The following is a 12,248-nucleotide window of genomic DNA, read 5'->3' as shown; positions in this document are numbered from 1 at the left end:
AGAGGCGTGACCTCGTTCGTGGGGGCCCGATTAGCCCATCGGACCCCCGGAGTTCATCTTTTCGTTAGATGAGGGGCTGCTATGAGTTCGATATCACAGCACTTAAGAAGCACGCAGAAATGCCGAGCGGGCAGCCTTGCCGAGGTAGGTGAAACGCGTCTCGCCGGCCAGGTGCTTGTCCATGGCGTCCTTGATGCCCGGCCAGTTCGGGTCGCCGAAGTCGTCGAGCACCACGATCGCGCCCGGCGCCGCAATCTCCTCGGCCCACTGCAGATCCGCGAGGACACCCTCGGCCGAGTGGTCGCCGTCCACGATGATCACGCCGTAGCTGCGGTCGGACACGGCCGCACGGGTCTCCGCGTCCTCCGAGAAGCCCTGCCGGATGCGGGCGGCGCTGCCCGCCTCACCGGCCAGCGCGAGGTTGGTGCGCACGGCGTGCTCGTCGACCGGCGTGCCCGTGGGGTCGTTGCGCTGCTGGGTCCCGGGCTGGAGCTGCACACCCGCGAACGGGTCGACGATGGTCAGGCTCGGGCTGCGGCCGGAGCGCTCCATCATCCGGATCAGCCCGGCGGAGAACATGCCGTACAGCGTGCCGATCTCCAGGATCTCGTCGTTCGGCGGGTCGAGCAGGGGTATCGTGCCCAGCTTGCCGCAGATGTTCATGGTGCCGCCGGCGATCCGGCCGACGCCCAGCGACTCCAGCGCGACCAGCAGCCGGTAGGCGGTGACCACGTTGCGCTCGGCGGCCTCCCGGTCGCCGCACAGCTTGGCCACCTCGGATGTCAGCCGGTCCATGGGGGCTTTCGCCAGCCCGCGGCTGGAGCCCCGCGCCCGCGGGCCGAGCAGCATGTCGAGCGTGAACTTCTGGTTGCGCAACTCGTCGAGTTCGCGCCTGAGTTGCGCGATCTCCGTCCGGTCGTTGTCGACGGCGGTCGCGGCGACGGCGGAGCGGACCTGCCGCTCGATGCGCTGGTCGACCAACTCGGCGAGGGGGGCCAAGAGGCGCCGGGAGGCCGAACTGCGGAGCAGGGAGCGGCTTTTCATGAACCGATGACCTCGAACAATCGCTGAAGGAAGGGAATCCGATCACGGCACTGAGGTGCGAGTGGGGCAAAGGCTAGGCCTGCGTTCCTCGAACGTAAGCCCTACGGAATTGACCACTCGGGAAACATCTGCCGAACTTCGAATGACGAAAGTGTGAGGAGCAAGGGCGTCAAAGCCCCGGTGTGCGGCGGAGTCCTGCCCGCCGCACACCGGGGTCGTCGGACCGTGCGGGGGCGCCTCAGTCGGACTTGAGCAGCCGTGCGGAACGGTTGCCGAGCTCTATACGGATCGACTCCTTGCGGGCCAGCTGCCGTATGGCCCGTCCCCGCGTCCCGAGCAGCGCCGCCACCCGGGCGACCTCCGACCACACCCGGGCCCGGTCGCCGCCCGCGATCGCGGCCGCCGACAGCAGCCGGCACGCCTCCTTGACGTCACCGCGCTGGGCTCGTATCTCGGCCATGCCCATGAGCACGTCCACCGGCTGCCGGCGGCGCAGGATCTCCGTGCCCACGCGCAGCGCCTCGTCGTGCTTGCCGGCCTTGAAGTGCCGGGTGAAGTCCTCGGCGAGATAACGGCCGTGCCGGGAGAGCACCGCCGCGAACCGCCGGGCCGACTCGCTGTCGTCGCCCTCGGCGCCGCTGTCGGCAAAGAGTCCTTCCTCGCCCCGGTCGTCCTCGTCCTCGCTCAGGGCGCTGTCGAGCGCGAGCCGGACGTCCTCACCCGGGCCCGGCAGCCCGAGCGCCGCCGTCATCCGGGCGGTGAAGGCGGGGATGTCGAACAGTTCCTCGACATCCTGGTACTCCTCCTCCGAGACCTCCTCCGCGAGCACGCCGCGCAGCGCCTCGAAGGCCGCCTCCGGCGTGTACTCGCCGAAGGAGCGGTATCCGGGCACCCCCTCCAGCACCTCCCGGGAACCCACCCGGTGGTACGTGACCGTCCGCAGGCGCTGCTGCACGGCCTCGACCACCGACAGCGGCATCGGGTCGTCGACGCTGGAGAGGAAGAAGACGTCGGACGCGGCCAGTTCCTCGCGCACCCGGTCGCGGGAGAGCGCTCCCATCCACTCGACCCGGTCCGAGACCAGCGTCGAGGGACTGATGCGCCAGGTCTTGTGACCGATCCAGGCGAACCGCCACGGCAGGCCCTGCGCGTGGGCCAGTTCCGCGACCCGCGAGAACAGGTCCAGGCCCTTGCGGTCCTGCATCGAGCCGACCATGACGATGCGCGGCTCGGCGCCCGGGGTGCGGCGGGCGCGGGCGCGGTGGGTGTCCTGCGGAACGGTGTTGTAGATGACCACGGGGTCGTTCACGCCGAGCTGGCGGAACATGTCGGCCTGTGCGGTGGAGACGCACAGGACCTTCATCTTCGGCAGCACCTTCAGCATCTCCGCATGGCGCAGCGCGTGCTGCTCGCCCTCGAAGTTCATGACGTACTCCGTCTCGTGCGCGTAGAGCACCACGGAGCGTCCGACGGCGTGCAGCGCCTCCACCAGGTCGTTGGCCAGCGGTGAACGCCAGAACGGTGCCAGGCTGTTGATCAGCACGACCTCCGCGCCCTCCAGGTCGGACAGCACGTCCTCGGCCCGGGTGTAGACCCCGAGGTCGAAGTAGCGGACGTCGACCGGGCTCTGGGCGAGCAGCGACTGGGTGTAGGTGAGGACGGGGATCGCCACGCCGGTGACGTACGAGAAGCCCAGGCCCAGCACGGCCAGGGAGCGCGGTCGGCGCTGCCGTTGCTGGACGGCGCGCAGGGCTCGTTCGGCCCGCGACAGGGGCACGGCGGCGATGCCGTCGGCCGCGGTCCCCGGCAGCTCGCCCACCGCCCGCTCACCCGGCACCGCGGCTTCCTCGATGTGACGCATGACGCGCTCGGCGACATCGTCGTTGAAGGTGAGGAAGTGCTCGACGGGCTCGCCGTGCGCGTTGGCGATGAACTTGCCCGAACGCTGCAGGTCGGCGATCACGTCGACGAGCTCCCCGACGGTGCCGACATTGCGGAGCAGGGGGTGGTTGATCGTGGGGAAGACGATGTTCAGCGGGGGCGGGCTGAACAGGACCAGCGGGGTGCCGGCCCGCAGCGTCTGCAGGTAGGTGGTGGAGAAGAACGTGATGGCGAGGTCGTAGCCGTCGAGCGCCTCGGCGTCGAGCAGCGCAGTCTCCTCCAGGACCGTCACGTTGGGAAGGGTGCGCAGCCAGGTGAGGTGGCCCTCCAGCGTGGAGGGGTGCGGCTTGATCTCGACCTCGCCGAACTCGGCGAGCGCCGCGCACAGTTCGGTGAGCTGCTTGCGGTGGTCGCCCTTGGACAGCTTGCGCTGGTCGCTCAGCGGCTGGTCCAGGACCACGATGCGCAGTGCCTCACCGGGGCGCTTGGCGTGCCGGTGCGTGGTGGAGCGGGTGGCGCGCAGCAGGGCGGGGTCGTCGCTGTGGGAGAGCGCGCCGGTGATGTGGACCGGCGGGTTGGCGTCGGCCGTACGGAACATCAGGTGGTGCGCCGTGGCCGGACCCCACACGCAGACGGCGGCCGGGGAGGAGGAGCCGTAGTACCAGTTCTGGTCGCGCAGGCCCGCGTCGGTTCTCTTGAAGTGGAAGTCGAGGTGCCCGTCCTGCACGAGGATCAGCGGCACACTGCGGCGCAGCGCCTGGGCGACCCGGCGGCCGCGCTGCGACTGGTCGTTGAAGAACACCAGCCGGTCGATGCCCTCGTCCTCGGCGAACGCCCGGATGCGCCGGCCCAGCTCCTCGAGGAACTCCTCGTTGCTGAGCGCCTCGTCGACGGCGAAGAGGTTGCGCACCGCCAGATCGTCGAAGCGGGCTGCGGCCTCCTGCTCGATCCACTCGGCGACATGTCCGTCCCGGTCCGCCGTGACCAGATGGAAGGAGTGCGTCTCGGCCTTGCGGGCCCGCATGATCTCGGAGGCGAGGTTGACGCCGTTGCGGTTCTCGACGAACACAGCGATACGCATAGAAGTACCAGTCCACTCAGACTACTTGAGGAGGAAGGCGCCTGATGCGGGGGGCCTCGTGAGTTCCGGAGGACCGGGCATACCTTCGAAAGGTCATCAGATAGTGCCCAGTACCCCCGGAATTCGAACCCAAGTAGAATTCTGGGTGAACGATTTGCAACTTCCGCGTGCTCGACCGACTTCAACAGGCCCTAGCGGCGTACCGCCTTCTTGAGTGCCCGCGCCCGCCGCACCACGCGCCGTGCGGTGGAGTTGCGCGGCAGGAACGCCAGCCGCGCCGGGATGCCGCCCGGCAGGCCCAGTGAGGTGAGCCGGCGCTTCTTGAAGTAGCGCTGGGTGCGCGGGCCGAAGTGCTGGGCGAGAAACCGTTCCGCTGCCGGGCGCAGGCTCGGGTAGATCTGCGGCTGCATGGTGAAACCGAGTGCGTTGATCAGACCGGTCAGCAGCTCGTCCGGCAGCGTGTCGTCGCCCTGCGTCTGCTCCAGGCCCGGCAGCAGCGCGTCGGCCAGCGCGACCGGCACCCGGTTGCTGTTCTGGTACGGCGTCAGCCGGTCCAGCAGCTGTTCGGTGCCGATGCGGGCGACCGGCAGGTCGTAGAGCGCGGACGCCGTGAACAGCGCGGTCGAGAAACAGCCGACGACCAGTGCCGGCCGCGCCTTGGCGAACAGCACCTCGGCGAGGACGGGGGTGTCCAGCACGGTGAGGTCGACGCCGAGCTTCTCGGCCTCGGCCTCCAGGGCGCGGCTGTAGCGGGCCGGCGCGGTGGGGTGCGGCTTGAAGACGATCGCGCGGTGCCCGCGCCCCACCGCCCCGCGCAGCATCCGCACATGCAGGTCCTCCTCCTCGGCGGGGGAGAGGATGTTCAGCGCGGACAGGTACTGGCCGAGCAGCAGGGCGGCGTTGTCCGGGAGGTCGGGCAGCTCCCCGGCGGCGCCGGTCAGACCGCTCATCACCTTCAGGAACGCGTCCGTCGGCACCACCTGCGGCGGCACGTCGAACTCGGTCAGCAGCAGCGGGGTGAGACCGGGCACGAGGTCCAGGTGCAGCACGCGCCGGATGCGGGTGCCGACCAGCGGGTCGAGCTTGTTGCGGGTGGGGCCGTAGCTCATCAGGCCGTCGGCGTAGACGTGGACCGGGGCGCCGGTGAAGATCTGCGCCAGGGCGAGCGCCGGGTTGACCTGGATGGACTCCACGACCAGCTCGATCCGGTCGTCGCCCAGCCCCCACAGCAGCCGCAGATAGCGCTCCAGCAGCGGCAGGTCGTCGGGGCGCGGCTGCCAGGCGCCGGGGTGGAAGGGACGGATCGCCTCGTTGAACGACAGCACGTCGTCGAAGTGGTCGCGCAGCGTGCCGAAGCCCGGCATATCGTCCACGGCCGGAGTGGTCTCCGGCGTCGCCGAGTTGTTGAACACCAGCAGCACCCGCCGGTCCGGCTCCTCGAAGCAGTCGGAGTCGATCGCGGCGGCGAGCGTCGCCGCGCCGTAGAGCGTGGAGACGCAGAAGATCTGGGTGGTACGGGACATCAGGCAGCCGCCTTCGCTGTGGTGATCCGGCGCCGCAGCCGCCGCAGCTTGGAGGCGCGCCGCAGGTCCATGGTGTCGAGTACGTCGCCGAGGGCGTCCTGCGGCATGCGCTTTATGGCCGCCGCGCTCATGATCCGCAGCTGCTTGGCCACGGACGGTTCGAACTTGTCGATCTCCGACAGGTGGTGGGCGATGATCGCGCAGTAGGTGCGCACCGCCTTGGGCAGCAGCCGGTCGGCGTCGCGGTCCGCGGCCGTCTCCTCGACCACCTGGTCGAAGGCGCGGATGAAGTCGAGCTGACGGACGTCACCGATCTGCGTGAGGGAGTTGGTGACGCCGCGCCGGTAGAACACGCCGAGCAGGCTGACCACGGCGAAGGACTCCGCCTCGCGGTGCAGCTTCCAGATCCACGGCCGGTCCTCGGCCGTGCGCAGTCCGTCGGTGAAGTGCAGCAGGCCCTTGTCCAGCAGTCGGCGGTGGAAGGCGCCGGCCCAGGCGTAGGCGTAGTCCACGGAGGTCGAGCGGTCGGCGGGCAGGATGGCGTCGCGCGGGTTCATCACCTCGTCCCGGAGCCCGACGGGGGCGCGGTGCACGGTGCGGGCGCGGTGGGTGGCCTGGACGTGGTCGGTGCGGATGAAGTCGCAGCCCAGCTCCTCGATGGCCGCGACCAGCTCGCTGTAGTAGCCGGGGGCGAGCCAGTCGTCACCGTCCAGGAAGGTGATGTACTCGCCGGTCGCGGCGTCGAGGCCGGTGTTCCGAGCGGTGGCCAGCCCCCCGTTTTCCTCTCTGCGGATATAGCGCACCTGAGCGACCGAGGAGAGCTCTTCGGCCGCGCGTTCGAGAATGGCCGGCGTTTCGTCCTTCGATTTGTCGTCGACCAGGATGAACTCGAAGTCCTGCCGAGCGTTCGCGCGAAGGCTTCTCAGGTTGTCCGGGGCGTATTGCTGCACGTTGTAGAACGGCACGATCACGGAGAGCTTTGGCACAGGCAAAAGCCTAGGAGGCGGCCCGGCTGGGGAACTTTCCGGCGAGGGTACGGGGGGTGAACTCGATGTGTCGGAACGGTGCATACCGTGTACTTCCTGGGCCTCGGCGAGCCAGTTCGGCTCTCGGTGGGGTGCTGTTAACTTTTCGTTGACACGAGGTTAGCCAGCAACTAGAAATTGCTTCCTAGCGTCTGGGGTGTGCCACCAAGTACAACGAAGCCCACGCGGATCGCAGTACTCGCCGACTCGGACACCCGCTGGAAATGGGGTGCGCTGACGGCGAGCCGTATCGCTCCGGGCCCGTCCATGGAAGCCGGACCGCAAGGCGAGGCGCAAGTCGCCCCGGCCCTGGACGGATTTCTGCTGCGCGGCCGGGCGACTCCCACGCCCCGCCAGCTCGCGGAAGTGGGCGTCCGCGCCGACTCGCTCAAGGAAGTGACGGCCGTCGAGTTTCTGCGCACCATGGCGCGGGAGTCGTACGACGTGCTGATCCTCTCCTTGGTCGGTGGCGGTGTGCAGGCGATGCTGCACGGCCTGAAGCGCGTGTGGGAGGACCGCGAACAGCGGCCCGTCGTCGTCACCGGCTATGTCGGCGTCGTCTACGAGAAGCTCGCCGACGGCCTGCTGCTGCGGCACGGCGCGGACCTCGTCCTCGCCAACTCCCGCCAGGACGCCGAGCGTTTCCGCGCGGTGTACGACGGAGTCGGCGCCGACTCCACCGCGGTCACCGAGGTGGCACTGCCGTTCCTGGGCGGCGCCAAGTACACCGGCGAACACGACCCCTACACCGTCGTGTTCGCCGCCCAGCCGTCGGTCCCCGAGAGCCGCAAGGACCGTGCGTACCTGCTGAACCGCCTGGTCCAGCACGCGCGGCTGCACCCCGAACGCGAGGTGCTGCTCAAGCTGCGCTCCAAGCCCGGTGAGCACACCACCCACATCGAGGAACTGCCGTACCAGAAGCTGGCGCAGAAGCTCGGCGAGCTGCCCCCCAACTTCCAGCTCGTCTACGGCAACATGGGCGAGGTCCTGGACCGCACCGACCTGCTCGTCACGGTCAGCTCGACGGCCGCGCTGGAGTCGCTCCACCGCCGGATCCCCACCGTCGTCCTCACCGACCTCGGCGTGCGTGAGGTACTCGGCAACCACCACTTCGTCGGCTCCGGCTGCCTCGCCTCCTGGGACCAGCTCGACGCCGGGCACCGGCCCACGCCGGACGCCGACTGGGTGGCCCGGCAGGGCGTCGCCGCCGACGGCTCCTACGAGACCGCCTTCGACGCGGCCCGTGAGCGGATCGCCAAGCTGCTCGCGCAGCCCGGCGGCCTGCCGCGCCTGACGCCGTACTACACACCGGCGACCGCCCCCGGCTATCTGCCCGGCATCCTCGCCCGGCACCACCTCGGCCCCGACGGCACCCCGCTGCCCGGCGCCCCCGCGCACGACAAGGAGCCCGGCCCGGTGCGGCAGATAGTGCGCCGCGCCGCACGCGGCGCCTACCGGCACGGCGTCCAGCGGGTCGCGCCCGTCATCCGGCGGATGGGGGAGCTGTGAGCCGCACCAACCCTGCTCAAGGAGTAGTTCCCATGTCCAACCCGGAAGCGGGCCGAGGCGCGACGGAGCGCCGGGTGCTCGCGGTGATCCCCGCGCGCGGCGGCTCCAAGGGCGTGCCCGCGAAGAACCTCGCCCCGGTCGGCGGCGTACCGCTGGTGGCCCGCGCGGTACGCGAATGCCTGGCCTCCCGGCTGGTGACCGACGTCGTCGTCTCCACCGACGACCAGGCCATCGCCGCCGCCGCCCGCTCGGCCGGCGCCGAGGTCGTGCTGCGCCCCGCCGCCATCGCCGGTGACACCGCCACCTCCGAGGCCGCCGTCCTGCACGCCATGGACGCCCACGAGGCGCTGCACGGCTCGCCGGTCGACGTGGTGCTGTTCGTGCAGTGCACCAGCCCGTTCCTGATCCGCGAGGACATCGACGGGGTCGCGGCGGCCATCGTGGAGAACGGCGCGGACACCGCGGTCACCGTCGCCCCGTTCCACGGCTTCATCTGGCGCAACGCCGACGACGAGGCCACGGAGGACGCCGGCGCCCCGGCCACCGGCGGCTACGGCGTCAACCACGACAAGTCCTTCCGCCCCCGCCGCCAGGACCGCCCCCAGGACTTCCTGGAGACCGGCGCCGCCTACGCGATGGACGCGGCCGGCTTCCGCGAGCACCAGCACCGCTTCTTCGGCCGGACCGAGCTGGTGCGCACCGACCCCGCGCGCGTGCTGGAGATCGACGACCCGCACGACCTCGCCCGCGCCCGCGCCCTGGCCCCGCTGTTCGACGCGGACCGCCCCGGCGCCCTTCCGACCGCCGCCGACATCGACGCGGTCGTACTCGACTTCGACGGCACCCAGACCGATGACCGGGTGCTGATCGATGCCGATGGACGGGAGTTCGTCTCCGTACACCGCGGAGACGGCCTCGGCATCGCGGCCCTGCGCCGCAGCGGCCTGAAGATGCTGATCCTGTCCACGGAGCAGAACCCGGTCGTCGCCGCCCGGGCCCGGAAGCTGAAGATTCCGGTGCTGCACGGCGTCGACCGGAAAGACCTCGCGCTGAAGCAGTGGTGCGAGGAGCAGGGCATCGCGCCGGAGCGCGTGCTCTACGTCGGCAACGACGTCAACGACCTGCCGTGCTTCGCCCTCGTCGGCTGGCCCGTGGCGGTCGCGAGCGCCCACGACGTGGTACGCGGCGCCGCACGCGCGGTCACCACCGTCCCCGGTGGTGTCGGCGCGATCCGAGAGATCGCCGGCTGGATCCTCGGACCCTCTCTCGACTCTCTCGACCCCTCCACCAAGTAAGGAAAGTTCCTGCCATGAGCACCAACACCCGCCTCCGTACCTTCGGTTCCCGAGAGGTCGGCCCCGGCAAGCCCGTCTACATCTGCGGCGAGATCGGTATCAACCACAACGGCGAGCTGGAGAACGCCTTCAAGCTCATCGACGTGGCCGCCGAGGCGGGCTGCGACGCGGTCAAGTTCCAGAAGCGCACCCCGGAGATCTGCACCCCGCGCGACCAGTGGGACATCGAGCGCGACACCCCCTGGGGCCGGATGACCTACATCGACTACCGCCACCGCGTGGAGTTCGGTGAGGACGAGTACGCCCAGATCGACGCGTACTGCAAGGAGAAGGGGATCGACTGGTTCGCCTCCCCGTGGGACACCGAGGCCGTCGCCTTCCTGGAGAAGTTCGACGTCCCCGCCCACAAGGTCGCCTCCGCCTCCCTGACCGACGACGAGCTGCTGAAGGCGCTGCGCGCCACCGGCCGTTCGATCATCCTCTCCACCGGCATGTCGACGCCGAAGCAGATCCGCCACGCGGTCGAGGTGCTCGGCTCGGACAACATCCTGATGTGCCACGCCACGTCGACGTACCCGGCGAAGGCCGAGGAGCTCAACCTCCGCGTGATCAACACGCTGGAGAAGGAGTTCCCGAACGTCCCGATCGGCTACTCCGGCCACGAGACCGGCCTGCAGACCACCCTCGCCGCGGTCGCGCTCGGGGCGACCTTCGTCGAGCGTCACATCACCCTGGACCGCGCGATGTGGGGCTCCGACCAGGCCGCCTCCGTCGAGCCGCAGGGCCTGCAGCGTCTCGTCCGCGACATCCGCACCATCGAGGCCTCCCTCGGTGACGGCGTCAAGAAGGTCTACGAGTCGGAGCTCGGCCCGATGAAGAAGCTGCGCCGCGTCCAGGGCGTCGTCGCCGAGGCGGAGATCGCCGCCGCGGCCGGCGAGCCGGTCCAGGTCTGACACCCAGGTCAACGCCCAGGTCAGCCCCTACAACCCCCACAACGCCCTACGACGGGACGGTCGTACGCCGATGAGCCCCCGCGCCGGGAATGCCGGCCCCCACACTCTCGCCTTCGTCGAGAGTCCGGTACAGCTCCTGAACGTGCTGGAGTGGGCGCATGTCCACGCGCCCGGCGCGGGGCTCACCCTCGTGGTCCTCTCGCCCGTCGATCCGATGACCCGCGGCCAGCTGCGGCGGATGGCGGAACTGGCGCGTGAGGAGGGCTACGAGGTCCGCTGGGAGGAGGCGCGCGGCGGCGCGTCGGCACCCTTCCAGACGATCGGCGGGCTCATGGGGGTACTGCGCCGCGCGGAACGGATCGTGATGGGCGATCCGTTCTCGCGGTACGTACAGCTGCTGCTGACGATCACGCGGGCACGTGACCTGGTGGTCGTGGACGACGGGACGGCGACGATGGAGTTCGTCACCCAGCTCGCCCGCGGCGAACGCCTGGTCCGCTGGCACCGGCGGGGCGCCCGCCCCGGCCCGCGCGATCTGCTCTTCGCCCCGGTGTCGTCCTCCGCCCGGCGCCGCCTGACGCCGGGCGGCAGCCGCCGGGTCGAGGTGTTCTCCTCCATGCCGATCGAGGAGACGCCGGGCGGGGTCACGGTCACCGCGAACGACTTCGCCTGGACCCGGGCCCGCTTCGGCCCGCCGCGCATCACCAAGGGCGCGGACATGGTCGGTACGTCGCTGGTGGAGACCGGCGTGGTGGACGGCGACCGCTATGTGGAGGCGGTGCGCTCCCTCGCCAAGACGCACGGCGCCCGCCGCTACTTCGCCCACCGCCGCGAGAGCGCCGAGAAGCTCCACCGGCTGGCGGTCGAGACGGGCCTGGAGGTGGTCCGCCCCGACCTCCCCCTGGAGCTCATCGCCCGCCGCGGCCCGGTGGGCCGCACCATCCTCAGCTTCCCCTCCACGGTGGTCCACACCCTGCCGCTCGCCCTGGCCGGCACCGACGTCCGCGTGGCGGTCTGCGACATCGACCCCGACTGGCTCACCCAGACGGCCTCACCCCGTGCCCAGGGCTTTCTGGACGGCGTGACCGGGACGGCCCGGGACGTGCATCGACTGTCGGCGGTGCAGGCGGTCTAGGACGCGGGCTTGCGGGCCAGCAGGAAGGCCTTGGGGAGCTTCTCGTCCTCACCCGGTTCGCGCACGACGCGGGCGTACGGGTCCAGACCGGCCTTGACCAGCAGGTCCGCCACCTTTTCGGGCGTACGCCAGTAGTAGTCCAGGGCGATCTCGTGCCCGAAGCGCTCCGTCAGACGGAGGCGGTCCTCTGCCTCGACGGTCTGGAACGACACCAGGACGGGGGCGCCGGGGCGCAGCACGCGGTGGAACTCGGCGAACGTGGTCGGCAGATGGTCGTCGGGCACGTGGATGATCGAGTAGAGCGCCAGGAGCCCGCCCAGCGTCGCGTCCGGCAGGTCCAGGCGGGTCATCGTGCCCACGTGGAAGCGGACCTCCGGGTGCGCGCGGCGGGCCAGAGCCACCATCCGGGGTGACAGGTCCACACCGAACACCGGGACGTCCAGCTCGTGCAGCAGCGCGGTGACGTGCCCGGGCCCGGAGCCGAGGTCGGCGACCGGGGCGGGGGAGTGGGCGCGGGCCAGCTCCGCGAAGGCGCTGACCAGGGCCCGGTCGAGGGGGACGCCGCCCATCGCCTCCGGGAACCGGGCGGCGTAGTCGGCGGCGATGGCGTCGTACGAGGTACGGGTGGCCGTTAAGAAGGCCGTGTCCAGATCGGTCACGGTCGGGCACGCTACCCGGCCGGCGCGTGCTGTGGGGGTCCGCCAGGTGAACGGATGCGCGCGGGTGGGGCAGGGCGTGGTATGCGTGGAGGACAGGGTGGTACCCGTGATCTGCCCGACCGGAGGAAATCGGGCGAGTTTAC

The 12,248-nt window shown here is 70.4% G+C and carries 9 protein-coding genes; 4 read left to right on the top strand and 5 right to left on the bottom strand.

The window, feature by feature from the left end:
* Positions 1–102 precede the first annotated feature (102 nt).
* The 4 genes from I2W78_RS14280 to I2W78_RS14265 form a co-directional block, all read right to left on the bottom strand.
* Positions 103–1,044, bottom strand: a complete 942-nt coding sequence (locus I2W78_RS14280) for a class I SAM-dependent methyltransferase (RefSeq protein WP_196460090.1) — start codon at positions 1,042–1,044, stop codon at positions 103–105.
* A gap of 238 nt (positions 1,045–1,282) precedes the next feature.
* Positions 1,283–4,006: a glycosyltransferase family 4 protein gene (locus tag I2W78_RS14275; protein WP_196460089.1), complete on the bottom strand. Its 2,724-nt coding sequence runs from the start codon at positions 4,004–4,006 to the stop codon at positions 1,283–1,285.
* 191 nt (positions 4,007–4,197) lie between these two features.
* Positions 4,198–5,529 (bottom strand): alpha-2,8-polysialyltransferase family protein, encoded by a 1,332-nt coding sequence (locus tag I2W78_RS14270; RefSeq protein ID WP_196460088.1) that lies wholly within the window; start codon positions 5,527–5,529, stop codon positions 4,198–4,200.
* Complete coding sequence (locus I2W78_RS14265) at positions 5,529–6,515, bottom strand: glycosyltransferase family 2 protein (protein ID WP_196460087.1); 987 nt, start codon at positions 6,513–6,515, stop codon at positions 5,529–5,531. Before I2W78_RS14265 ends, I2W78_RS14270 begins: the two co-directional genes overlap by 1 nt.
* 198 nt (positions 6,516–6,713) lie before the next feature.
* On the opposite strand from I2W78_RS14265, the gene I2W78_RS14260 reads away from it, so the two are divergent.
* The 4 genes from I2W78_RS14260 to I2W78_RS14245 all read left to right on the top strand — a co-directional run bounded on the left by I2W78_RS14260 (position 6,714) and on the right by I2W78_RS14245 (position 11,446).
* Positions 6,714–8,063: a DUF6716 putative glycosyltransferase gene (locus I2W78_RS14260; protein WP_196460086.1), complete on the top strand. Its 1,350-nt coding sequence runs from the start codon at positions 6,714–6,716 to the stop codon at positions 8,061–8,063.
* A 32-nt stretch (positions 8,064–8,095) separates the two neighbouring features.
* Positions 8,096–9,358, top strand: coding sequence for an N-acylneuraminate cytidylyltransferase (locus tag I2W78_RS14255; RefSeq protein ID WP_196460084.1), 1,263 nt, complete (start codon positions 8,096–8,098; stop codon positions 9,356–9,358).
* 14 nt (positions 9,359–9,372) lie between these two features.
* The gene (locus I2W78_RS14250) at positions 9,373–10,311 is read left to right on the top strand and encodes an N-acetylneuraminate synthase family protein (RefSeq protein WP_196460082.1); all 939 of its coding nucleotides are present in this window, start codon (positions 9,373–9,375) and stop codon (positions 10,309–10,311) included.
* Between the two features lie 70 nt (positions 10,312–10,381).
* Positions 10,382–11,446: a hypothetical protein gene (locus I2W78_RS14245; protein ID WP_196460080.1), complete on the top strand. Its 1,065-nt coding sequence runs from the start codon at positions 10,382–10,384 to the stop codon at positions 11,444–11,446.
* Here I2W78_RS14245 and I2W78_RS14240 read toward each other — a convergent pair.
* Positions 11,443–12,105: a class I SAM-dependent methyltransferase gene (locus I2W78_RS14240; RefSeq protein ID WP_307783689.1), complete on the bottom strand. Its 663-nt coding sequence runs from the start codon at positions 12,103–12,105 to the stop codon at positions 11,443–11,445. The two genes, I2W78_RS14245 and I2W78_RS14240, sit on opposite strands and share 4 nt — an antisense overlap.
* Between the last annotated feature and the right edge of the window lie 143 nt (positions 12,106–12,248).

It is taken from the genome of Streptomyces spinoverrucosus, from assembly GCF_015712165.1.
GTDB classification, from domain to species: Bacteria; Actinomycetota; Actinomycetes; order Streptomycetales; family Streptomycetaceae; genus Streptomyces; species Streptomyces spinoverrucosus_A.
This window is presented reverse-complemented; position numbering and strand designations above follow the sequence as displayed.